Origin of the sequence: Photorhabdus laumondii subsp. laumondii, assembly GCF_003343245.1 — a bacterium.
Taxonomy (GTDB): domain Bacteria; phylum Pseudomonadota; class Gammaproteobacteria; order Enterobacterales; family Enterobacteriaceae; genus Photorhabdus; species Photorhabdus laumondii.
Map to the genome: position 1 here is coordinate 4,992,053 of NZ_CP024901.1, position 23,330 is coordinate 5,015,382.

Below are 23,330 nucleotides of genomic sequence, written 5' to 3' on the forward strand. Positions count from 1 at the left end.
CAATGAATACAAATAATAAAAAATTTATAGATGTACTCAGCATTGGCTTTGGGCCCGCAGGTATCGCATTAGCTTGTATATTTGATGAGAAAAAAATCGAACACCAGTATCAATTGCAAAATAATTTCTTAGCACTTGAAAAAGCAGATTCTTGTGCCTGGCATCCTAATTTATTATTGCCAAGCACCGATATTAATCATCATGTTTATCGGGATTTAGTGACCCCCAGAAACCCACAAAGTCCTTATAGTTTTGCCATGTATTTGAAAGAAAAAAATCGCCTGTTTAAATTTGGCTTATTAGGTCGTCCAGCAAGTCGCTTTGAATGGTCAGATTACATGATCTGGGTTGGACAAAAACTGGAAAATTATGTGCAATACAAAAAAAATGTGACTCATATATATCCGGTTATCAACCGTGGATTACTGGATGGCTTTAGTGTCTCCGGGGAAGATTTTGAGTATGTTACCAATACGCTGATATTATCCAGCGGATCAACGCCATTTACGCCAAAAATGTTTGATAACTTGTTAGGTGATCATGTTTTTCATACCTCTGCATATTTAGAAAAAATAAATAATTTCCAAAATAACATACCCCGAAGATGGATGGTTATTGGTTCTGGTCAAAGTGCCGGCGAAGTGATTGCTGACTTAATCAATAAAAAAGATGATATTGACATTCTTTCACTGCATCGTTCAATCGGCTTTAAGATCGCGCAACTAGGCCAATTCCCCAATCTGGTATTCTTACCAGAAAATATCGAATACTTTAAATCTTTAAGCCCGGAGAACAAAAAAGTATTTTTCGAACACGTTAAAAGTACAAACTATTCAGGCATTGATATTGATGAGAGCCAATCGCTATTTTCAACGATGTATGAAGATGAAGTCATTGGCAAAGAACGTCTTCACATGATGGTCAATTCAGAAATAATTACGATTGACCACTCTCACGAAGAATACCAAATTGTTATTAAAGATACATTTACTGGTGAAGAGACTAACCATATTTGTGACGCTATCGTGTTAGGCACGGGATATTATCAAAACCCGCTACCTGATCTACTGGCAAAATTCGATCAATTTTTGGTAAAAGATTTTGAAGGTGGGCTTACCATCGACAGTGACTATAAAGTGAAATTAAAAAATTGTGGTACCGCTCATCTTTATGTCAATGGCCTTTCAGAACGAACTCATGGTATTAGCGATGCTCAATCTTTTTCCGCAGTCGCGATAAGAGCAGAAAGAATATATGAGTCTATTAAAGCGAATACCGGAACGACTGATGATTACGCTATTTAATTTTTACAGGAGGAGATCAATCAAATGATAGACACAAATGACAGATGGGATATCAGCAAGGAAATCATCTCTTCACTATTTCCTGAGATACATCAACGTAATGATATTATTGAATTCATAAAGAATTCAGTTAACAATCACATTGCTGAGTTGCCGACAATGGGAGTTAATCCTTCACTTTCCAAAACTGATATTTCCCACGCTTTATCAAAATACACCTTTGATGGCAATTTTTCGCCAACAGATGTTTTAAATGATGTATTACATCTTATGGAAAAAGGAATTGTTCATGTCACCAGCCCGCATTATTTTGGGCTATTTAATCCATCATCAACTTTCTGGGGTATTATTTCTGACTTCATTACTGCGCTATATAACCCACAATTAGCGGTCTGGAGTCACGCCCCGGCCTGCGTTGAAATAGAGGAAAAATTAATTAAATATTTTGGTGGCCTGGCAGGGTTTAATGCTGATAATAGCGGAGGCACATTTACTACCGGTGGTGCAGAAGCAAATTGTACTGCGCTTATTTGCGCCCTGACAAAACATTTTCCCGATTATGCCCAACAGGGTTTACAGTCAATAAATGGGCAACCTATTTTTTATATCTCTTCAGATAGCCATCTTGCCTGGTTAAAAATAGCATTACAATCTGGTTTGGGACACAGTGCTGTCAGATTAATAGCGGTTGATCATACAGGAAGAATGGATATTTCAGGTTTAACCCGAGCTATTGATAATGATATAGCGAACGGCAATAAACCTTTCATGATTGTTGGGACCGCTGGAACGACAAATGCAGGTATTATCGATCCGCTGCCAGAGCTTGCCGCTGTGGCAAATAAATATCAACTGTTCTTCCATATTGATGCAGCATGGGCAGGCGCAATCCTGTTAAGTGATCAATATTCTCATCATCTCAAGGGTATTGAACAGGCTGATTCCATTACCATTGACGCCCATAAATGGCTTTCTGCCCCAATGGGTACTGGCATGTTTATATGTGCAGATAAACATATTCTGACAACACCTTTTGCTGTTTCCACCAATTATATGCCGGTTAGTGATGATATTAATTCCGATCCCTACATTCACTCCATTCAGTGGTCTCGACGTTTTAACGGATTAAAACTATTTATGCCTCTGGCAATTCTTGGCCGAACGGGATTTAGCAATATGATTGATTATCAGATCAATCTTGCTGATTATTTAAGATCACAACTGGCGAAAAATGATTGGCAGATATTGAATCCCTCTGCTTTGCCTGTTATTTGTATCCGTGATAATGGAGATTTTGATGTTAATAAAATTTTAGAGAAAGTATTAGAGATTAATCAATGCTGGATCTCAATAACCACCTTTGCCAATACAAAAGCCCTGCGCCTTTGTATATCCAGTTTTAGATCCAGCAAATCAGATATTGATCAGCTTGTCGATACTTTAAATATGGCGCGAAATTCTGTGCCAATGTAAATATCTATTTTCGCTCACATCACCACCGACAACTCTTGAATAAAGAGCGGTGGTTTTTTTTAAGTCTAATTTGCGATCCACACTATGTTCACTGAAATAGGAAAACAGGTTATACCCGTTATCCTTCAAGTTGCCTCTTTGTTGGCTGCGCTCACTCACCCCGGTCACATAGTTATCTATGCTCCCGGGGATTCGCTCCCTTGCCGTCGCGATGCATCTTGAAATCCATTGGGTATATACTGCTTTTCGCCCGATATCTCCACCCGAATTAGGCCAAGATTTACAGTGAATTTTACTAACAATAACCAATATCTGTGTAAATGCGTTCACCAATCAGACAATTTAGTTCAGCTCATTCAGAACAGATAAAGCCGTCTGCCGGAAACAATCGTAAGCTTCTGCCCAAGGTATTCTACTATGTTCAAAGACCATTGGGATCACAAGTTGTTGATAACGTTGCTGATAGATGGGATTACTTCCCAACTCTTCCAATCCAGCTCTCAGTTCATTAATCGACGAAATCTGAAACTGAGGATACTGGCGGCCATAGCGCTGAATATCCTGTTCAATAGTTTGTTGTACAAAACCAGCAAGTTGACGGATATCCACTCCTATTGCATTCACAATGCAGTAGTTATCATGCAGATGACGAACCAGTGACTCGTCATCCTTTCTATCAATATTACGCATAAACACAGCAGTCCGTCTCAGCATAGCTACCAGCTTTTCAGCTTGAGTGCTGATAATCGTCGTGCAGGGGAACGCTTCAACCGCCCGACCTTTTCCTGTTAGTTGCGTGACAAATGAACGAATATCGCGCCGTTCTGCCGCTTGCAGCAAATCAGACTCCATCAACTCCAGTTTGATAAATGGCCTGAGGTAGGGAACCTGTACAACACGTTGGGGATAGCGGACCGAAATATCATTGTAGCGATATTCATCCCGTGTGATCTTAGGGTTGCTATCGTCAATCCCCAAAAAACCAGATGCTGCAATAGTCGCTGATATCGTCTGAACAATATCCTTTCTGATATTTTTGCGCTGAGATCGGGAGTACTGAACACCCACCAAAAATTCAGGCTGTGGAACCAGTTTGATATCCACATCTTCCGACATCCGATCAAGTGAAATTCCGGCTTTTGCCAACGCTGTTCCACCAGCAAATACCAGTTTATGGGTATCAAACGCTAAAGGCTGTAGCAGACGAAGCAGTTCAACAACATAGTAATCTTTTTCCACAATAGAAATAGTACCGATACCTAGTACATCGGCAACATCTGCAAATAAACCTGATAAATCATCCATTTAACCGGCTATTCCCCACCGATAACACCCGTTTAAAACGGAATGTGGTTTTAATTTGGGTATAAGCGGGAATCTGTGTTGATTTACCGTCAGTATAGGCAGCAGAAGCTCCATCCAAATGGTATTTCACCTTTAAACGCTCTAACGCTTCAAGAATAACCGCATCAGAGCCTCCCGGAGAAGCAGGCATTATTTTCCCAGTAACGCTATTTTTCCGAGCCTTGGTGTAAACACCGTATCCCACTTTCAGCAATTGACCTTCTTTGACCAAACCGCGCAGTATCCTTCCTACCTGATCGTAACCAGCAATATCTTTAAAGTCGTCACGAATGAACACATAACGTTTTGATCGCTTCAAACGCGCCTGAATACGCTCTTTAATAATCATGGGGCTCTCCAGAAATTATGATCGACAAGCGTAGCAAACATACGACATTTTTACTAGCAAACAAACGACATCCAACACTGTAAAATATTAGATCTTTTCCATGAGTTGACTAAACATCAGCAACGAACTGAGCAACAAATAACGCTGCTCAGAAGTCAAACGCAAATAACGACGACTGGCCGGCAATCGGCTGACAATCTCAGAAGCAGCAAAATGTTCCACCTCAAGTTGCCATTGCCCTTGATGAATATTCAATACCAGATCCCGGAAATCCAGCTCTGCTAATGTTTCTCCAATTAATGGATATTGATTGAGTAAATCAATAATCTGTTGCCCATATTCTGCACCATGATAACAGTAATAAGTCACGGTTTTTCGCCGAAATATCCCCTTTATCTTGGCTTTAATAACGATTTTTTCCTTGAGTGAAGTCATTCCCTGCAAACGAAAACAACAACTGACAATATAGGCCAGAAACAGCGTCTTCGGCTTTTCACAAACGTCAATCTGCAATCCATCAGGTAACGTCACTTGCAAACTTTCCGCTGATAAACGCTCACAACAGTAAGGCGATAAATTCTGTTCCAACCGGTTTAGCGTTATACCTGCCTGATAGCCAGTAGGATAGCGGGGTTTATTTAACCGCCGCCAAATACCCTCAATTAAGAGAACGAAGTGGCTCAAGCTGTACCTCCGGCAATTCACCCTTAGTGAAAGTATGTGAAAGTACCTGCTCAACGGGTACGGGTTTAAACGGATTCACCCGTTGTACACAGAGCGTCCAAAACAGGGCATAGCTAGCGGTCAGACCCAACATGATGGCGAATGGAATGTACACATCACCGGGATTCATTCCCGGAGGTGTAATGTGAATAATCGCCAAAATAATTCCTACACTAGAGACAATTTGAGGTAATGGGAAAAAAGGGGATTTATAAGCACGATGTAAATCAGGTCTGCGAATACGCAGTAATATCACAGAACATGTCACCAGCAAATAAGCGACACACCAGGCACATACCGCTGCCAGCACCAAAGGCATAATCCGACTCAAATCACCTTGAATAATAAAGGCATGTAAGCAGGGGATCATTACCGCAACCAAAATCCCAAATATTGGCGTTTTAAAACGTGGATGTAGATAAGCAAAAATACGCGGTAACGCACCATCCAATGCCATACCATAGAGAATACGTGGGACCGCCGCCATCAGGGTATTAATCGTTGCCGCTCCCGCCAATAATAACCCGATACCAATCCAATATTTACCAAAATCCCCCATCACCTGGCTAGCAAAAGCAGGAATGGCCATTGGCGTTTCTAGCAAGCGAACATTATTTTCTACATCCACCAACACATTTTCTACCTGATGACTGATTGACGCCCCATATAGACCCATACAGAAAGCCACCCCACACAGGCCCGTCATCATTGCTCGCGGCAAAACTTTGGCAGAATTTTTAATTTCCGGTGCCATTGGCGTCACTAGTTCACAACCGACAAACATAAACATCGCCATACCTACCAGACTCAGCACTGCCAAGGGATCGCTTACATTAAGCCCCTCACCAAACCAACTCTCCAGCGGCACAGCAAATGGCATTAATAATCCGCAAATACTGAAAATAACCAAAGTACTCCACATGCAGAATGTCAGCACAATTTCGACTTTACCGAACGCTTCAATACCCAACGCATTCAGTAATCCGAACGTAATAACGAGCCCAACACCGACCATCCATGAAGCGTTATGACTTTCCACCATCGTATTAAGGCTGTCAAAATTCACTAATGCCATAATACCAGAGAGGATCGTTTCTGCCGTACCCGCAAAAATATGAACAATCAAATACGCCGAAAGTGCGCCAGTAATTGCCCAGAACCGCCCCATGCCACAAGAAATATAGTCATAAACAGAGCCGGAAGTAGGCAAAATAGCGGCTGCCTCCGCAAACGTCGTCACTTGGGCCTGCATCATGATAAAACTGATCAACATTGCCAGTACGAAAGTGTCACCGCCAATCCCAAAGCCACTGGTCACGGTCAAAATAACCGGGCTCGCCATGATCACCCCGATGGAACTTGCCAGTGCGGTAGGAAATCCCACCACTCCCTTTTCAATATGCGAAGTCAGTCGTGTTGACATATTCATTTATCTTCCCTTTTACTTCCGGTCGTAGAAATAACGCTCACAGCGATTTACTTGTGAATTTTTTGTACAATTTATTGAGGATAAATACACTATAGAAAGTGAAACGGAATACCGACTATCGTCCTGAAGAACGATACCTAAAGGGGGATTCATAGCCGAAAAGCTGTGACGAAAAACACCAGAAAAAAACAAAAATCAAAAATAATCACTTAAATATCAATCAATAAAAAACAGATTACTTAATAAGTGCATTAAGAAATTATTTCAGATATATACCAAAACCTCTATTCTTAACAGGTGATCATCACGGTGAGAAATTTCATTTATTGCAATCTATATCACGTTATTAATATGTTTATTTTGTGTTGATTTTGCATTTTAACTAGCATTCGATTAATCTTCATTATTGATTTATCCAGTTAGATATTATTCTATATCCTATGAATTTCAAGATGCATCGCGGCGGCTAGGGAGCGAATCCCCGGGAGCATAGATAACGATGTGACCGGGGTGAGAGAGCGCAGCCAACAAAGAGGCAACTTGAAAGATAACGGGTATAAAGGGAGAACTTCCTTGTCTACTGTACTACCGAATAGCCGTGAAAATGCTTTAATCTACAGTTGCTTAAATACCATTGCACATCTGGTTCCTATCTCAGCCGCAGCATTCTATCTGGTGAATAATGAATTACGCCCTGAAAATTACATTCTGTACGGCATCTCAGACGAAACCCACCAGAATTATCTGGCTCATTTTCAGCATTTAGATCCATTAAAACCAGCTAATTATCAACAAGGTGATATTAATATGGTTGGCATGGATCAGAAAATACTGACGAAACATAATAAATATTACCATGAATTTATGCAGCCAAATAATATACAGGACATCGCCGAAATATTTATCCGTCAACACAACCAAATTATTGCCGGCGTCTCTTTATTACGAGATACCCTATTTACACCAAAAGACTTTAACCGCCTCAGTGCTATTCTGCCATTAATTGAATTAGCTGTCAGAGATTTGCTTCCTGAAACACCAACTATTCTGACAGCTAAAGAGCAAGAAATTATTAATTTAATAAGAGAAGGATCAAGTAACAAACGTATTGCACAGATACTTAATATTTCCCTGTCTACCGTCAAAACCCACCTGCGCAATATTTTTGCCAAAACAAAAGTGACTAACCGTACTGAACTCGTTTCCAGTGGGTTTATTACTCGGTATTTGTGATTGGTAGGATTTGATAAATTATCTGCAACAATAACCCAGTTAAATGGCTTTCCAAAGAATGTTATTACACCATCTGCTATGCACTGAGCGGCAACTGGGTAAACAAGACTACTCCGGCAACAGAGCCAGTTCAATGAGATTAAGTTACGGTAGATCATAATCAAGCCGGAAGATCGTGAGGATATTCCGGCTCTTAACTTTATTCTTCGATAGTGAACATATTAATTATTTCATCTTTAGATTTATTATATGGAGGTATCCCGATGGCTGACACCCACCAGTTGAGCATGTTCATTGTAGTGATAGCGACAGAGCAGTACACGGTTGCCGTTATACAATACCTGCCAGACGGCGGTCAGGCGGGGGAAGAGAGATGCGCTCAGTGTTATTTGATCAAACCGGAAAATCACAGAGATCTTCCGGCTTTTATATATTAACCCGAATTCTGCTTAAGCCGTCATTAAAATATCTTTCTCTGAGTAGAAAATTTTCAGTGATGGCTTTTTCAATTTAAGGCTGTAAGCAATCAATCCACCTAAAACACACAACAGAAAGCCTTTTATACTTCGGTGGCGCGAGTGCTCAATTTGAGAAATGGTCTTTAATTGCCCGTTAATCGTTTCGATGATAAATCTCTTTTTTAACATTAAGTTATTCCACTCAGACAGCGCTTGTGCTTTCATATTACGGCGTTTCTTCGTGATGAAAGTCACACCGATTTTGGCTAAATCATCGGCCAGTTCCTGACTGAGATAACCTTTATCACCGTAAAGATAACCCGTTAACGATTTTGATAATTCGCGTACAGGCTCTCGATCATTCACATTACCGGGAGTCACTTTTAGCGCGAGAATTTCGCCCTGATGGTTAACAACCAAGTGTAATTTGAAGCCGTAAAACCAGCCCATTGATGTTTTTCCGCGCTGGGCTATTCCCTTAAAAACCTTATGACGCGGGATACGGATGTTATGACAGACGCACAAACTCGTGGAATCAATAAAAGCAATCTTGGTCGGTTTTCCTTTTAATTGAGTCAGATAACTACATAGTGGGACCAAAACGGAAGGGGCAACACTGACAAAACGGGTATAACTGAGCAGGGTGGGGAAATCTTTGTGGTGATATTTCCAAATATGTTCCAGATAAAAATGTTTAAAATCACGGTAATGCGCCATATGAAAAAGGATCAAAATAGTCATGATTTCACTGGGGTGCATATGGCCTTGCCGATGACGCTGGCGGTACCCTTTTTCGAAACAAAATAATTCCCATTGAGGAATGAAGAAGCGGCAAAAATCATCGACATCGCAGAAAATTTCAACTAACTTGTTCATAGCCTGTTCCTCCCCGGAGCTGTTTCGGCGTGCACCAAAACATTGCTCCTGGAACAGGCTTCATGTCAATTTCTTATCCAGAATTCGGGTTATATTATCTATTTATCGTAGCGGTACCGGTAAACGACTGGTCAAGGGCCTTAATTGCTCTCTGTCATCCCACAGTCCCGGAAACACCTCGAATTTCAGGTCATCACGGTTAATACCGGTATCAAAATAACGACACAGACGTTCTGCTAACTCTTCATGTGACCACATATTGGTTAGTTCATATTTTTCAATGAGTTCCCGATCGTTTGGTAAGGTTAAGTCTTCTTTTAATACGGGTGCCAGTGTGGTTCCGATATTACCCTCAGGACCGATATCAATCAGTTTACCGCCCATAAATAAAAAAGAGTTTTTACCTCCAGGATAATGATCACCATCGAATGAAGAATAAGGCTTTATCCAGTAATTATTATAGGATTGAGTATTAGGAATAACTGATTTATCCTTAATTTTATCTGGCATCAATTTATAAACAGCATTGACAACTAAAATCCGAAATAAAGTAGGCACTTGATTTAAATCAATATTTTTCCAGACTCCATCTGTATTACAGATATCATAAAACTGCATTTCTACACTATTAAGCATCTGTCCAATGGTATACAGATTATCCCTCAGTTTAATATTAACCAGATGGTTATGCTTCCAGACAATTCGTTTCACCATTGATCAAAACAGCCGTCAGCAACGGCTGCCTCCTTTGCCGTTGCGTTTAGTTGTTTGCCCTAGATGTTCGTCCGCCGCAGCCAGATAATCAGTCCGGCGGGTATTGTTTGGTCCCACTGGATTTTGTTTATTAGCTGTACCCTCAAGACCACCCAGATTTTCAAATCGCCGTTGTTCTAATCCACGAGCAGTATCTTTACCTGCTTGAGAATAACCTTCATAGATAACTTCAGGTGGTTTACCACCAAAGCGACCAAAACCGTTACCATATCGATATTTCAATATCTCTTGGGCTGCCTGTCGCCCCTGCTTACTGGCATAGCCCACATACGGTTTGCCAGTTTCAGCATCAATACCCTGATAAGTGATATGCGTTGCCGTTTTAGGATTGCCCGCCCAACCTAAAGGATCAATCCAAGTCACCGGATTCGGCGCATACTGATATAAGTTCAGTCCGCCTTTTAGCCCGATCGGATCGGGTGTGATAAACCGGCCAATCTCCGGCGCATAATACCGATACGTATTAAAATGCAGCCCCATATCTAAACTTCAGTTAGCGCCGGCTTGCCGTGGCTATGCACCTCGGTAAATCATGAATAAGGCCGGAAGATCATAAAGATCTTCCGGTTTGCGGCTTAATCTAGAAAATCATCGTATACAAGATAATGTATCACTGCTTCAATTAAATCTTCTTTAATCGCATTAGGATTGTGTTCCAGTTTGTTATCGATAATATCTGCAAACATGGGGCATTCTAGAAATGTTCCATGAGTTTCATCCATATCAAACTCTTCATCATCATTTTCAGCCAGATAATAATTTTTATTTAAAATATCTTGGGTAGATTCTGTATCAAAATCTTTATCAATATAAATCCAACCAACATCAGGCAGTTGTTTATAAAGACTAAGTAACTGATCGAAACCACTAATTGTTTTCATATAATAACTCCATTACTTGCGGCATTTATTCCCACCTCCCCATTTATCTCTACCACCTGACCCATCAGGATGATAAATCTTGTGATAGGACTTATGGTCATATCGGTCAACCAGACTTAATTTCCCTGGCTGATTCTCATGATGCCAAGTCATATTCTTTGGTGAAGTCCCTCTAAAGTTCCCTTTAGAATTTGGCTGAACATGTTCCACCACTCCCGGATATTTAGTCTGCATTTCACGTCTGAATGCCGGATCGCGCTGCATTCTTTCGTACACAGATTGGTTGCCCCGTTTAAAGTGCTGACCATCAGATAATTGATATTCCGATGAATTCAGGGTGTGTTCATGGAAGACATGGTACTTCCCTAAACCCCGTTGTCCCTCACCCTTGTATAACCCCCACGGATCGATCCAACTCATTGGGTTAGGCGCGTAAGTATATAAGTTTAATCCACCTGCTAATCCAATGGGGTCAGGTGTGATAAACCGGCCAATCTCTGGGGCGTAATACCGATACGTATTAAAATGCAGCCCCGTCTCTTTGTCAAAATATTGCCCTGCATAACGCAGGTTTTGCTTGAAATCATGGAATGAACGATCAGTATCGACAAAATAGGCCAGCGCCAGACCACTAATTTTACCCAAGGCATCGTATTTCCCCGACCACACGATTTTTCCCGCCTCATTCGTGACTTCCAGTGGCGCGCCATTAATATCGGTGTGATACCAAAAATACTCACGCACGGTCCCTCTTGATTCAATACACGCCAGCGGGGTGTAGCTGTCATGAGATTCATAACAGTAGGTTTGCCTCTTACCGGTTTTTAACTCATGATCCTGCAACAACCTCAAACCATGCCAGACAAAATCCGTTTGTTCATAACGTGCCTGTCCACCAATCCCGGTTTTCACCACCTTACTGATACGGCGTCCAAGCGCATCATAGTGATAGACAACCTTCATACTCAGCTCTTCCACTGTCGTCAGTCGGTTGTCGCCATCGTACCGGTAACGCTGCCCCTGCATATTTTTACGGCTAATCACGTTGCCATGTTCATCATGCTCGTACTGCCAGTTGTTCCATTGACTTAATCTGTCTCCCGGGGGAGTAAGGCTCCCTACCGGCTGCCTCTCTCTCTGTGATTGCGGGTGTTCAAGCAGATTATCCGCCCCGTCATACCAGAACATTTCCTGATAACTATCCGTGCTATCTACGCTTTTCAAACGGCCTTCTAAATCATAGGAGTAATTCACCCTCCCCAAGTAATGATCTTCCCTTAGGAACAGCTCATCCTGAATGTCATAATGCCACGCCCGCCAGGGTTTACCCTGCCAGATTTCCGGTTTTATATCCGTCTGAACGTTAGCCTGCGGCACACTGTACTGGCTGATACAACGACTCAACGGATCATAGCGGCGATACTGGAATAAGGCCCCCTGTGTGCGACAGGTTTCCCGGTGCAAGGCATCACGTTCAAATTCCGTTATCAGTTGCTGGTTGTAACGAACAGCGCTGAGATGACCGGAACCATAATAGAGCCAGTGCAACGTCTCTCCCTGCGGTAAGGTCAGTTCCGTCAGGTTATCTAATTCGTCATAACCAAACTGGAGGATATTTTCACCATTTTGTTCCCGGGTTACCCGCCCCAAAGCATCGTATTCAAAACACACCGTATTCGGCAGAATATCCAGTTTTTTTCCAACTTCATTGGGCTGGCGCTCTGCCTGTCGCAGCCGCCCCAAGCTGTCCCATTGATATTGATAGTTATCAGTATACGTTTCCCGCTGAATAAGATTTCCAGCGCCATCATAACGGTGGTGTACCCGACGCTCCGGGTACTTAAACACTCTATCACCCATGCGTCTTTCGGTACTGAGTAATCCAGCGGCGTTGTATTCATAATAAATCAGGGTTTCATCCGGCCGAATTTCTTCCGTTAACCAACCTTCAGCATCACGGGTCAGGATGTAACTGTCACCATTGGCATTGTCAATTTTGACCAAATATCCTTCGGGAGTGTAATGATAACGGATTTGCCGCTGTAAACGGTCGGTAGTACAAACCACCTGCCCCAATACATTATATTCCCAGTAACGGGCTTCGTTTTCGTTACGCTGGTAACTCAACAGTTGACCGGCGCTATCCCAAGTCATTCGTTCAGTAGAATCATCAGGATAGGTAACCTGTGTTAGTTGTCCATCATCGTGATAATGATAGCTGGTCGTTTCCAGCAAGGCATTGGTAAAGCGACTGACACGGTATTGCATATCATAACCCCACTCACTGGCCTGGCCCGAACAGTCGGTTCGCCGAATAAGCTGCCCCTGATCGTTCCACATAAAACGGCTCTCTCCGCCCCGGGCATCGATACGCAGGTAAGGACGCAAGGTCTGATTGTGACCATAACAGTAACGGGTAGTCTGTTTCAGTGGCGTGGTTTCACTCACTAATCGACCACGGTCATCATACTCAAAAACACTCTGGCAGCCATCCGGCCACAAAATAAACGTCACCCGATCAGTGTCATTTTGATACTGCCAGCCCGTCTGATGACCATTGCCGTCAGTAAAACTCAACCGTCGTCCCAGAGTATCCCACTCACACCGTCGCGTGTTACCATCGGCATCTCGATAGCCTGTCGGTAAGCCAAATTCATCCCATAACAGATGGTGCTCCACGCCCGCACGGTCCATACAGTGAATAATCTGATGCTCTTCGTTGAGTGTCCAGACCGTCGTTGTACCGTCATACCATTGCGCAGTACGAACACGGTGTTCCTCATCATAATGCAGACGGTAACCCGCTCCCTCGCTGGTCTGCTGTGAAATCACCCGCCACAGCGCTTCTTCCGTTTGCTCCCATTGGTAGTCACAGCGTAACCCACGTGCATCCTGATGCCATGCCAGTAATCCCCCTTCATGCCAGCCAAACTGGCGCTTAAGATGGTCATCCCGATGGCTGACACCCACCAGTTGAGCATGTTCATTGTAGTGATAGCGACAGAGCAGTACACGGCTGCCGTTATACAATACCTGCCAGACGGTGGTCAGGCGGGAAACGGATTTGCCGCCAAGTTCAATGAGAAGATAGTCACAATGCAGGTTTAATTTACCACTGCCAGTAATATTCACCATCTGCTGCAATTCGTTGTAATGGAATACCTGTTCATTACCGACGTTATCACTAATACGGCTCAGCCGGCTGGTACTATCAGCTCCAAATTCAGGATAATGATAAATATGTTCACTGGCATCACGAATTTCCCAAGTGTCTTCTGGGGTATGCATCAGCCAGCTTTGTGCTTCCGGGCAGAAACAGCGATAGCCGATGGGCACATCAGGAAAAGGGATAATTTCACCCAGTGGTGAACGCCATAATATTCCCTCTTCAATAGACGTAAGCGTGCTTTCCCAAGACAGGCTCCAGCTACGCCCTAACACACTGTCATAGTCATAACTACTCAGGTACGAACGCTGCCAATACAGCGGCAATTCTCCTTCAATGATAAAGTCCAGTTCGTCGTCGTCATTAAGAAATTTCTGTCCGGCTACCACTTCTACTGGATTCATCAGGATACCCACTACTGACGCACCAATAGCCAACGGACTCAGGCGGCACAGTATCCTGCCAATTTTCCCCGCGCCAGGGATTTTACTAAACAATTTCTTTACAGCACTGGGGCCGTTAGCCGCTGCCCCGCCAAAACTAATAAGCCCAGCCGCCAATATCGTGAGGTCAGACACCTGATACGCCCAATGCGGCACTTCTGGCGTCACCGCTTCGGTAGGCTTCGTGCCGCCGCCGATAAAAACATTCGGAGAACCGGTCATGACTACCGCATCACACGTAGTCTTATCCCCGACCCGTGCTAATGGGTAACCATTAACAAAAACAGAACTGGAGCCTTCAGCCATCTGGCGCGTGCCATCCTTGTCACACCCAACCTGACTATAGGTTGCGATAGCCGCCGGTTTGCCATTGATAAATACATTAGAGGAACCACGGGTAATTGTTCCACAGGGACTTCGCGACGCTGCCCCCGATTTGGTACAGTTATCTCGGGCCATTTCCCCCAGATGGCTTGCCAACATCCCAACCGCAACAGACAGGCCAATAAGTAGAATACCTACCCCCAAGCAGGAGGACGCAATACCCGCAGCAAACAGCGCTCCACCTACAATACCGCCAATTGCAGAGATAGCTGCTCCTAAAATCGTCCCACCAATCAATCCAGCTAAAGCGCCAGAATGGCCTATTGTATCACCCAACCGTGCCGCTTCTGGCATGGCGATATCCCCTTATCAAAAAAATCAGTGTGGTAATTGAAAACTCTTCAGACAACCATCCAGCCATTGGCGCTCTGACTCAGATAGGGCCTGATGTGCCGACAGAGTGAAAATCAGCGCCTTACGGTCATCTAATAGAAACACCGCCTGATATTGATAAACTTGTTGCTCTTTTTTGGGACGATAACGGGAAAACAGCGCGGTGCCGGATAACAGGTTGTCACCAAGAACCGCAGGCTGTTCGTCAAGTAATTGCCAATCTCGCAATCCTTTTTTTAGTAACTCTTTTTGACGAACCAAGTAGTCGGTCAGGCTTTCACCTTCATCCAAACTATCACGGGAAATGTTCAATGCAGGGGCATTAGGGGCTGTAATGATGTTGACGGTTTGCTCTTGATAACCTTCTGGTAGGGTAATGCTGCCTTCACTAAACCGACAACGGAGATGATTATCCATCTATTTTTACCTCCGTCATCACCATAGTATTATTAGTTAAAACCACCATGATTAAGTATTCTCGTATAAATGAAATATCCTTATTGGAAGCACCAGAGTCGTTAATTCCTATTAATCAACAAGCTAATTTACGAATAAAAATCTATCAATCTTTTTAACATATCAATAACTATAAAACAAATTATACCCTATGGATTTCAAGAGGCATCTTGAAATCCATAGGGTATATACGGACTTCTGTATCATCAATAATCTGAAAGAAAACGACATAGCGACCATAAGCGCTGCTTCTGACCCCTTTCCCGAGCTCAGGTCTTTCCCTATAAATTGCGGGTGCTTCCGCTAATAACAAGCATTGCTGGTATAACTCTTTGGTAAAGCTGAGCGCTCTTACAGGATTATCTTGTGCAATCCAATCGCCGATTTCTTCAAGGTCGTGTTCTGCCAGAGGCGAAATACTCAGTTTCATTTACCCTGACTACCTTCGGCCATGTTCTTGTATTTTTGCGTAAGGCGGTCAAAAACATCTCCCGCATCTCGACTTTCACCGCTTTGGATGCCAGCCATTATAGCGCTTTTGAGTGATTCAACTTTTACTTGCTGCTCTCGCTCTTCTAACGCACGAAGACCGGCGCGAATGACTTCGCTTGTATTGTTATAACGGCCGCTATCAATCTGATTGCGGATAAATGCTTCAAAATAAGGGCTTAGTGCTACACTTGTCGGCATAGTCATGCCTCCACTGTTTTTAATATCTATTAATAACTATTAGTATAATTTAGAGGCATCATTTCGGCAATATTTTGACAGGCAAGAGACTTAATTATTTCCCGATATTGGTGATTTCACCTCATGTTGACAAAATACCAGGCGAAAAGCTCAGAATGAGTCAAATGACATTGCTATTTGCCTCATTTGATGAGTAGAATAAAAGCCTTATTTGACTCACAGGTGAAGCAAAGCCAATGTGGATATGGGAACAACCGAACTGGCCGAAATTCCATTGGAATGCCGATACTATTGCACCATTACTGCGAGATGTGCACTTCAACCAAGGATTGTTATTAGGCAAATCTGATTATGAAGACACCAAGCAGGCAACGCTTGATAGCCTTCTATCTAGCATACTCTATTCAAGTGAAATTGAAGGCGAAAGATTGAATGCGGCTTCGATACGTTCATCATTGGCAAACAGACTAGGCATTACGGAAGAAAAACCTTATCCAATCATAGAGAAGAGTGACGGCATTACAGAGGTTGCCCTTGATGTGATAGAAAATAGCCACTCCGATTTAACCCTTGAGCGTATCCTCAGATGGCATCAGTTGATATTCCCTGAAGGTTATACCATGTTCAATCCGATACAAGGAGGTAAATTACGCAAAGGGATGATAGAAGTGATATCCGGTCGTTTAGATAAGCCAACCGTTCACCTTGAAGCGCCACCGCCAGAAAGAATGGTCGACGAAATGCCCCAATTTATAGAGTGGTTCAACCAATCCCGAACAGATGCCAGTCTCGATCCCATCATCAGAGCAGCAATTGTTCATTTATGGTTTGTAACAATTCACCCTTTAGAAGACGGAAACGGGCGCATTACTCGATTTCTAACAGACCTTGCACTTGCTCAAGCCGAAAACCGCTCAATCCGTTTCTATGCAATGTCGGTAAGTATTTGTCATCATCGTAAGGCGTATTACGAACTCCTTGAAAATACTCAACGTGGCGGCTTGGATATTACTGATTGGTTGGTTTGGTTTCTGAAAATATTGAATGAGACCTTAATAAACAAACTGCAAGAAATTAATCAGGTTGTGCAAAAAGCTAAGTTTTGGCAGCGAATAGACCAGACTCAACTTACCGCAGAGCAAACTAAGGTGCTAAACCGTATGCTGGACGGCCATTTTGAGCAAGGCATTAGCAGCAGCCAATATCAAAAGGTGGCGAAGGTAAGTCGCGCCACTGCAACCAGACACTTGGCACATTTGGTTGAGCTAAATTGTTTAGAAAGCACCGGGGCCGGTGGTCGTAGCACTCGTTACGTTATTAATCACAAAGGTTGAATCAATGCCAGTGATGACCTTAGGTTTGACAATGGCCCCTTTCAATCAAGGGGCCTTGCTTATTTTGATCCGAATATCAAATCAATAGCGAACCATCACGGATTTCAATTCAGTATAGTGCTCAATAAAGGCGCTACCGAATTCACGACCTATACCTGAGGATTTGGTACCACCAAATGGTAATGCCGGATCGAGGAATGTATGCATATTAACCCAAACAGTTCCTGCTTCGATACGTGGGATCATGCGCATGGCTTTGCTGAGATCATTGGTCCACAAACTCGCCGCTAAACCAAACGGAGTGCTATTCATCAAGCCAATCAGCTCTTCCTCATCGTTATAGCTGAGGAAAGTCCCAACAGGACCAAATGTCTCTTCCTTCATCAATGAATCTTCAGGGCTGTTAGCACGAATCACGGTTGGTGCCACAAAGAAACCCGGTCCGGCCAGAGCATGACCACCGTAAACAATCTCACTGCCTTCTTGACGCGCTTGCTCAAACAGGGACAAGATCTTGTCATAGTGTGCTTTGTTTGCCAACGGACCCATTTCTGTTGAGTCATCCAGAGGCGAGCCAATTTTCATTGCCGCGAGTCTTTCAGACAACAATTTCAGCACATCATCCATATGGCTTGCGGGAATATAGAAACGTTCCGCTGCCGCACAAATCTGCCCTTGATTGAGATAACCGGCTTCCAGAATACCATCGACAATTTTTTCAACAGACATGTCCGCTAAAAACGCCGCACCGTTCTTGCCACCCAATTCCAACGTGGCGCGAGTCAATCCCTGTTCCATTGCTGATTTACCAACAGCAATACCCGTTGGCACCGATCCGGTGAAAGTCACCTTGGCGCATAACGGATGACCTATCAGTGCAGGCCCAAGCACCGAACCGGAACCATTAATCACATTAATGACACCATCAGGAATACCCGCTTGTTTGGCTAATTCAGCCACTCTGAGCATGGTCAACGGGGTGTATTCACTGGGTTTCAACACAATGGTACAGCCGCAAGTCAGTGCAGCCGCCATTTTCCAGATGGCAATCATGATGGAGAAATTCCACGGAATAATCCCTACCACAACACCAATCGGCTCGCGACGGGTAAACGCCGTGTATTGTTCACCCTTAAAAGAGGGCAAAGAGACATTCAAGGTTTCGCCACTGATCTTACTTGACCATCCGGCAAAATAACGCAGGAATTGAGCAGAAGAATCAATTTCCAGCATACGGGATAACTGGATGGTTTTACCGGAGCAAAGGGTTTCTAACTGCGCCAACTCTTCCCGATGTGCCAGTAATAGATCTGCCAGACGATTCAGGCAATGACCGCGCTCCATCGGTGAAGTTTGGGCCCATACCCCATGAAATGCCGCCTGTGCCGCTTGCATAGCAGCATTAACTTCCGCTTTACCGCCTTGATTAACAGTTGCAATGATTTCATCAGTCGCAGGATTTATGACAGAAAATGTTTCACTCCCCTGACCACTGACTGGCTGACCATTAATATAATGCCCATGATTGTGTTGCAAAAAGGCCATCACTGGCTGTAATAAGTTTATATCACTCATTATTTACCTCTATAAAATATACCCGTTATCTTTCAAGTTGCCTCTTTGTTGGCCGCACTCACTCACCCCGGTCACATCGTTATCTATGCTCCCGGGGATTCGCTCCCTTGCCGTCGCGATCCATCTTGAAATCCATTGGGTATAAGTGTTTTTTAACCTTTATTACAAGCCAGATAATGCTTCACAAAACGGTCAGCGGTGATTTCCCACAGTACTTCCGTTCCTTTCGGCGCAAACCAGGAATCTCCCGGATGATATTCAACGGTTTCACCGCTCTTCACGTCGGTCAATTTTACCGAGCCTTCTGTCACGGTTGCGTGCTCATCAAACGGATACACCATACTGAACTTGCCATGAGTACAAGCGAAAATACCACATGTCAGGTTATCCGTTGGTTCACCAAATATCAGTGCCATACTGGCCTGCGGATCGCCTTCCAACACAGTCGCTCCCAGATTGCTTACGCTACCAATGTCCAATAATTCAGGCAGGGATTTGTTCAGTAAAAGTGATTTAATCATAATGTTCTCGCTCCAAATAAAATAATTTATGAATTTCCCAATGAATACTATTGATATCAATAAATTAACGGCGACCTTTCCAATACCCTGACGTTTGATGCCAAATTTTGCCCGCTGATACCATCAGATGTCGCAACTTATCTTTGCCAATAATATTCGCATGAGGAATTGAACTCATCAGGTCATAACGTTCAGATCCTTCACTCATCCCTTCAGCCAACACTTTACAAACGATATGGCTTGGAGTGACCCCAAAACCGGAATATCCCTGCACATAGAACACATTATTGTGCTGCGGCAAAGAGCCAATCTGTGGGAACAAGTTTGCACTGCAACACAACGGCCCTCCCCATGCCAGTTCAACTTTCACATCTTTCAAATAAGGGAAAACTTTCAGCATCAAGTGGCGGTTCCAGGCTTTCAAATCAGATGGGATATGCTCAATGAAAGGGGTTGCACTACCGAACAAGAGACGGTTTTCTTTCGTCACACGGAAGTAATCAATAACCGGACGAATATCACTGTATGCACCGCGAATCGGGCTGATTTTCTCAATCAAATCGTCCGGCAACACTTCCGTCATTAATTGGAAGGCATAAGTGTTAACCACCTTTTTATAAATATATGGCTCAAGACCACTATTAAGAAAGGCGTTACAGGCCCACAGCATTTTATTAGCACGAACCGATCCCATCGCGGTACGAACCGTTACTCTAGGACCATATTCAATATTCAGTACCTGGCTGTTCTCAAAGAGCTTTACGCCCAAATCTGTCGCAGCCTTTGCCTCTCCTAACAACAGGTTTAGGGAATGAACATGCCCTCCCCCCATATGCTTCAACACGCAAGTATAAGCATCAGAACCAATCACCTTTTTCACATCAGCGCCGGTGTAAAGCTCAATCTCTTCATCAGGAGAAACCGCCTTAAAATCTTGCAACCAGCTACGTAACGTCTTTTCCTGCCTCTTATTCATGCCAAGATAGCCATAACCACGGCAGAGATCCGCATCAATATTATATTTAGCGATACGATCACGAATGATGCCAGCACCCAGATTGCTGATCTGAAAGATCGTTTCTAACCCTCGCTCACCAATATGGCGTTTGATCACCTCCAGATCATGACCGATACCCGCCATAACCTGACCACCATTACGACCTGTACTGCCATAGCCAAGATGACGGCTTTCCAAGATCGCAATATTAGTGATACCTTTTTCCGCCAGTTCAAGGGCAGTATTGATACCGGAAAATCCACCGCCGATAATCACGACGTCTACATCCAGATCTTCTTGTAATGCGGGAAAACGAAGATCATATTTCTTGGTCGCAGCGTAATAAGTTAATGAATCAAGATGATTGTTCATGTGATAGCCCGTTATCTTTCAAGTTGCCTCTTTGTTGGCTGCACTCTCTCACCCCGGTCACATCATTCGCTATGCTCCCGGAGATTCGCTCCCTTGTCGTCTCGATACATCTTGAAATCCATAGGGTATAGCCCGATTAGCATCCAACATAATCACCCGATTATCTGTAGCGCAGAGTCACATCGCCATGTCCCCTTAGGGATATTTGCAACACAGTTTTAGCATTTGTGACTTAGGCAAAATAACGGACAGGAGGCATCATAAACAGGCTAAAAAGTTCTGCTTGTGATCTGATTTGTAACTTTTGATAAATATTTTTCCGATGGTTTTTCACCGTCCCCGTACTGATAAAAAGTTTCTCGGCAATCTGTGGTGAACCTTTACCTTGCAATATCAACTCCACAATCTCACATTCTCTCGGAGTCAAGGCATAACGAGTCTGAGTATCCAGACAAACCATCTCAGCAGCAGGTGGTTGCTGAGTCATATCATCATGTAATCGCGCCACACTGCGGATAATTTCCAGTACAGTTTTCAGGTTTTTCCAATGTGGTTTCTGGATGAAAAATGGCTGATTTTCCTTACCAAAAAACAGGCCAAGCTGCCTCTGGGGGGAGAGCTTCAATAACACCCCCGTTTCATCCTGCCAACCGGTCTTACGATAAAAATTCAGATAATAATCAGTATGATAAAACCCTGAAGGGACAAGTTCCCGTAAGGTAAATAGATCAGTGCCAGCCCCATCTATCAAGGCTTGATAGAATGGATCTTGCAGATAAGCACCCTGTTGATAAATCTGATTTATTGCATCGCTGTTTTTCTTCTCAGTTTTGCTCAAACAACGCGGAGGAGAACCTTGCTCGAAGGCATAGACAATGGCGTTATCAAAAGTAATAAATTGCTCCAACCAAGTCAGTAAATTAGGATAAAATTCACTGGTTGCCACCGACTCAATCACTGTTGATAATCTATCTACATGAATATCCATTCAAGCCCTCGCAATTATTCACAAATTAATAATAAATCCGAAGCAGATATAGCCCGCCAATTCCATAGCGAACCTATATAAAAATCACACTAAAACTAGCTCCACAACTCAACTATCGTTTATGTGTTAATCAAATCACAATTATGAAACATTTTACTAATTATTTATGAGAGCACTCACCCAGATCTAAGATTTTGTCACGGAATAGACGTTTTAACTGGATTATGCTCATTTTTTATATCACTTTCTCTAGCAAGGAGTAAAAATGACCACCAAAAAAATTATTCTTGATTGCGATCCGGGACATGATGATGCCATTGCGATGTTATTGGCGCATGGCAACCCTAATATTGAGCTATTAGCCGTCACGACGGTTGTCGGGAATCAGACACTGGATAAAGTCACTCGCAATGCGCTGGCGATAGCGCATATTGCCGGTATTACCGGCGTGCCCTTTGCCTCAGGCTGTCATCGGCCACTCGTTCGCGATATCGAAACGGCATCGGATATTCACGGCGAATCTGGTCTGGGTGGCGTGAAGTTGCCTAAACACTCCCGAACACTTGATCCCCGCCACGCAACGGATCTGATCATTGATACCATCATGTCTCACCCGCCCAAAACGGTGACTTTAGTCCCCGTTGGCAGCTTAACCAATATTGCTCTCGCCGTCCGTAAAGCACCGCAGATCGTTGAGCGGGTAAAAGAAGTGGTATTAATGGGGGGTGGATATCACACCGGCAACAGAAGTGCAGTGGCAGAATTCAATATCAAAACCGATCCGGAAGCCGCACATATTGTTTTCAATGAAAAATGGCCGCTGACCATGGTCGGTCTTGATCTGACACATCAAGCTCGCGCCACACCAGAAATCACCAAAGCAATTTCACGTATCAATACCAAAGTGTCTCGGTTTGTCGTAGAACTACTGGATTACTATGGTCAACGTTATCAAGAGAGACATGGTTTCAACTGCCCGCCAATACATGATCCTTGTGCCGTCGCCTATGTTATTGATCCTACAGTGATGACAACGCAAAAAGTCCCCGTCAATATTGAACTGAACGGTACCTTAACCGTAGGAATGACAGTGGCGGATTTCCGTTACCCGCCAACAGAAGATTGCCATACCCAAGTTGCTGTCAAACTCGATCAACAGCGATTCTGGCAATTGATTATTGATGCATTGAAAAACATCGGCGATACCTGCGATTAAGATGGAAAATA

The 23,330-nt window shown here is 43.5% G+C and carries 21 protein-coding genes and 1 pseudogene; 5 read left to right on the forward strand and 17 right to left on the reverse strand.

Annotation, left to right across the window (positions count from 1 at the left end):
• Window positions 1-2: 2 nt before the first annotated feature.
• Window positions 3-1,304, forward strand: coding sequence for a SidA/IucD/PvdA family monooxygenase (locus PluTT01m_RS21885; RefSeq protein ID WP_011148365.1), 1,302 nt, complete (start codon window positions 3-5; stop codon window positions 1,302-1,304).
• A 24-nt stretch (window positions 1,305-1,328) separates the two neighbouring features.
• Window positions 1,329-2,777, forward strand: a complete 1,449-nt coding sequence (locus PluTT01m_RS21890; RefSeq protein WP_011148366.1) for a pyridoxal phosphate-dependent decarboxylase family protein — start codon at window positions 1,329-1,331, stop codon at window positions 2,775-2,777.
• A 342-nt stretch (window positions 2,778-3,119) separates the two neighbouring features.
• On the opposite strand, the gene PluTT01m_RS21895 is transcribed toward PluTT01m_RS21890, so the two are convergent.
• From PluTT01m_RS21895 to PluTT01m_RS21910, 4 genes are all read right to left on the reverse strand, one after another.
• A complete protein-coding gene (locus tag PluTT01m_RS21895; protein WP_011148367.1) occupies window positions 3,120-4,082 on the reverse strand; it encodes a nucleotidyl transferase AbiEii/AbiGii toxin family protein in 963 nt (320 codons plus the stop codon).
• Window positions 4,075-4,470: a DUF6088 family protein gene (locus PluTT01m_RS21900; RefSeq protein ID WP_011148368.1), complete on the reverse strand. Its 396-nt coding sequence runs from the start codon at window positions 4,468-4,470 to the stop codon at window positions 4,075-4,077. Before PluTT01m_RS21900 ends, PluTT01m_RS21895 begins: the two co-directional genes overlap by 8 nt.
• Window positions 4,471-4,557: 87 nt before the next feature.
• Window positions 4,558-5,154, reverse strand: coding sequence for a DUF3156 family protein (locus PluTT01m_RS21905; protein WP_232507885.1), 597 nt, complete (start codon window positions 5,152-5,154; stop codon window positions 4,558-4,560).
• Complete coding sequence (locus PluTT01m_RS21910; RefSeq protein WP_011148370.1) at window positions 5,129-6,622, reverse strand: APC family permease; 1,494 nt, start codon at window positions 6,620-6,622, stop codon at window positions 5,129-5,131. Before PluTT01m_RS21910 ends, PluTT01m_RS21905 begins: the two co-directional genes overlap by 26 nt.
• A gap of 573 nt (window positions 6,623-7,195) precedes the next feature.
• On the opposite strand from PluTT01m_RS21910, the gene PluTT01m_RS21915 reads away from it, so the two are divergent.
• Entirely contained in the window at window positions 7,196-7,855 is a 660-nt protein-coding gene (locus PluTT01m_RS21915) for a response regulator transcription factor (protein ID WP_011148371.1), read from the forward strand.
• A gap of 245 nt (window positions 7,856-8,100) precedes the next feature.
• Here the strand turns inward: PluTT01m_RS21915 and PluTT01m_RS27045 are convergent, their stop codons facing one another.
• The 9 genes and pseudogenes from PluTT01m_RS27045 to PluTT01m_RS21955 all read right to left on the reverse strand — a co-directional run bounded on the left by PluTT01m_RS27045 (window position 8,101) and on the right by PluTT01m_RS21955 (window position 16,316).
• Complete coding sequence (locus tag PluTT01m_RS27045) at window positions 8,101-8,265, reverse strand: hypothetical protein (RefSeq protein ID WP_157852095.1); 165 nt, start codon at window positions 8,263-8,265, stop codon at window positions 8,101-8,103.
• A 39-nt stretch (window positions 8,266-8,304) separates the two neighbouring features.
• Window positions 8,305-9,189, reverse strand: a complete 885-nt coding sequence (locus PluTT01m_RS21920) for an IS982-like element ISPlu11 family transposase (protein WP_011144722.1) — start codon at window positions 9,187-9,189, stop codon at window positions 8,305-8,307.
• Between the two features lie 102 nt (window positions 9,190-9,291).
• Window positions 9,292-9,903 (reverse strand): hypothetical protein, encoded by a 612-nt coding sequence (locus PluTT01m_RS21925; protein ID WP_011148372.1) that lies wholly within the window; start codon window positions 9,901-9,903, stop codon window positions 9,292-9,294.
• Between the two features lie 393 nt (window positions 9,904-10,296).
• Window positions 10,297-10,446 (reverse strand): annotated as a pseudogene (locus tag PluTT01m_RS27755) (RHS repeat-associated core domain-containing protein); the annotation flags it as partial.
• A gap of 92 nt (window positions 10,447-10,538) precedes the next feature.
• A complete protein-coding gene (locus tag PluTT01m_RS21935; RefSeq protein WP_011148374.1) occupies window positions 10,539-10,844 on the reverse strand; it encodes a hypothetical protein in 306 nt (101 codons plus the stop codon).
• A gap of 12 nt (window positions 10,845-10,856) precedes the next feature.
• Complete coding sequence (locus tag PluTT01m_RS21940) at window positions 10,857-15,131, reverse strand: RHS repeat-associated core domain-containing protein (protein ID WP_011148375.1); 4,275 nt, start codon at window positions 15,129-15,131, stop codon at window positions 10,857-10,859.
• Between the two features lie 24 nt (window positions 15,132-15,155).
• Window positions 15,156-15,587, reverse strand: a complete 432-nt coding sequence (locus PluTT01m_RS21945) for a DcrB-related protein (RefSeq protein ID WP_011148376.1) — start codon at window positions 15,585-15,587, stop codon at window positions 15,156-15,158.
• Window positions 15,588-15,768: 181 nt separating this feature from the next.
• Window positions 15,769-16,056, reverse strand: a complete 288-nt coding sequence (locus tag PluTT01m_RS21950) for a type II toxin-antitoxin system RelE/ParE family toxin (RefSeq protein ID WP_011148377.1) — start codon at window positions 16,054-16,056, stop codon at window positions 15,769-15,771.
• Window positions 16,053-16,316: a type II toxin-antitoxin system ParD family antitoxin gene (locus PluTT01m_RS21955; protein WP_040148927.1), complete on the reverse strand. Its 264-nt coding sequence runs from the start codon at window positions 16,314-16,316 to the stop codon at window positions 16,053-16,055. Before PluTT01m_RS21955 ends, PluTT01m_RS21950 begins: the two co-directional genes overlap by 4 nt.
• 236 nt (window positions 16,317-16,552) lie before the next feature.
• On the opposite strand from PluTT01m_RS21955, the gene PluTT01m_RS21960 reads away from it, so the two are divergent.
• The gene (locus PluTT01m_RS21960; RefSeq protein ID WP_011148379.1) at window positions 16,553-17,650 is read left to right on the forward strand and encodes a Fic family protein; all 1,098 of its coding nucleotides are present in this window, start codon (window positions 16,553-16,555) and stop codon (window positions 17,648-17,650) included.
• 81 nt (window positions 17,651-17,731) lie between these two features.
• Here PluTT01m_RS21960 and PluTT01m_RS21965 read toward each other — a convergent pair whose 3' ends face one another.
• The 4 genes from PluTT01m_RS21965 to PluTT01m_RS21980 form a co-directional block, all read right to left on the reverse strand.
• Entirely contained in the window at window positions 17,732-19,225 is a 1,494-nt protein-coding gene (locus PluTT01m_RS21965) for an aldehyde dehydrogenase family protein (RefSeq protein WP_011148380.1), read from the reverse strand.
• Between the two features lie 152 nt (window positions 19,226-19,377).
• On the reverse strand, window positions 19,378-19,746 hold the full coding sequence (locus tag PluTT01m_RS21970) for a cupin domain-containing protein (RefSeq protein WP_011148381.1): 369 nt from the start codon (window positions 19,744-19,746) through the stop codon (window positions 19,378-19,380).
• A gap of 64 nt (window positions 19,747-19,810) precedes the next feature.
• Entirely contained in the window at window positions 19,811-21,115 is a 1,305-nt protein-coding gene (locus PluTT01m_RS21975; protein WP_011148382.1) for an NAD(P)/FAD-dependent oxidoreductase, read from the reverse strand.
• Between the two features lie 232 nt (window positions 21,116-21,347).
• Entirely contained in the window at window positions 21,348-22,103 is a 756-nt protein-coding gene (locus PluTT01m_RS21980) for a helix-turn-helix transcriptional regulator (RefSeq protein WP_011148383.1), read from the reverse strand.
• A 265-nt stretch (window positions 22,104-22,368) separates the two neighbouring features.
• Between PluTT01m_RS21980 and uriH the strand changes: the two genes are divergently transcribed.
• Window positions 22,369-23,319 (forward strand): uridine-preferring nucleoside hydrolase UriH, encoded by a 951-nt coding sequence (uriH, locus tag PluTT01m_RS21985; RefSeq protein WP_011148384.1) that lies wholly within the window; start codon window positions 22,369-22,371, stop codon window positions 23,317-23,319.
• The last annotated feature ends 11 nt before the right edge of the window (window positions 23,320-23,330 follow it).

What these genes read in the sequence shown, in the direction of transcription:
- PluTT01m_RS21885 (WP_011148365.1), top strand. Translation starts at nt 3, where the DNA reads ATGAATACAAATAATAAAAAATTTATAGATGTACTCAGCATTGGCTTT.
- PluTT01m_RS21890 (WP_011148366.1), top strand. Translation starts at nt 1,329, where the DNA reads ATGATAGACACAAATGACAGATGGGATATCAGCAAGGAAATCATCTCT.
- PluTT01m_RS21895 (WP_011148367.1), bottom strand. Translation starts at nt 4,082, where the DNA reads ATGGATGATTTATCAGGTTTATTTGCAGATGTTGCCGATGTACTAGGT.
- PluTT01m_RS21900 (WP_011148368.1), bottom strand. Translation starts at nt 4,470, where the DNA reads ATGATTATTAAAGAGCGTATTCAGGCGCGTTTGAAGCGATCAAAACGT.
- PluTT01m_RS21910 (WP_011148370.1), bottom strand. Translation starts at nt 6,622, where the DNA reads ATGAATATGTCAACACGACTGACTTCGCATATTGAAAAGGGAGTGGTG.
- PluTT01m_RS21920 (WP_011144722.1), bottom strand. Translation starts at nt 9,189, where the DNA reads ATGAACAAGTTAGTTGAAATTTTCTGCGATGTCGATGATTTTTGCCGC.
- PluTT01m_RS21925 (WP_011148372.1), bottom strand. Translation starts at nt 9,903, where the DNA reads ATGGTGAAACGAATTGTCTGGAAGCATAACCATCTGGTTAATATTAAA.
- PluTT01m_RS21935 (WP_011148374.1), bottom strand. Translation starts at nt 10,844, where the DNA reads ATGAAAACAATTAGTGGTTTCGATCAGTTACTTAGTCTTTATAAACAA.
- PluTT01m_RS21940 (WP_011148375.1), bottom strand. Translation starts at nt 15,131, where the DNA reads ATGCCAGAAGCGGCACGGTTGGGTGATACAATAGGCCATTCTGGCGCT.
- PluTT01m_RS21945 (WP_011148376.1), bottom strand. Translation starts at nt 15,587, where the DNA reads ATGGATAATCATCTCCGTTGTCGGTTTAGTGAAGGCAGCATTACCCTA.
- PluTT01m_RS21950 (WP_011148377.1), bottom strand. Translation starts at nt 16,056, where the DNA reads ATGAAACTGAGTATTTCGCCTCTGGCAGAACACGACCTTGAAGAAATC.
- PluTT01m_RS21955 (WP_040148927.1), bottom strand. Translation starts at nt 16,316, where the DNA reads ATGCCGACAAGTGTAGCACTAAGCCCTTATTTTGAAGCATTTATCCGC.
- PluTT01m_RS21960 (WP_011148379.1), top strand. Translation starts at nt 16,553, where the DNA reads ATGTGGATATGGGAACAACCGAACTGGCCGAAATTCCATTGGAATGCC.
- PluTT01m_RS21965 (WP_011148380.1), bottom strand. Translation starts at nt 19,225, where the DNA reads ATGAGTGATATAAACTTATTACAGCCAGTGATGGCCTTTTTGCAACAC.
- PluTT01m_RS21970 (WP_011148381.1), bottom strand. Translation starts at nt 19,746, where the DNA reads ATGATTAAATCACTTTTACTGAACAAATCCCTGCCTGAATTATTGGAC.
- PluTT01m_RS21975 (WP_011148382.1), bottom strand. Translation starts at nt 21,115, where the DNA reads ATGAACAATCATCTTGATTCATTAACTTATTACGCTGCGACCAAGAAA.
- PluTT01m_RS21980 (WP_011148383.1), bottom strand. Translation starts at nt 22,103, where the DNA reads ATGGATATTCATGTAGATAGATTATCAACAGTGATTGAGTCGGTGGCA.
- uriH (WP_011148384.1), top strand. Translation starts at nt 22,369, where the DNA reads ATGACCACCAAAAAAATTATTCTTGATTGCGATCCGGGACATGATGAT.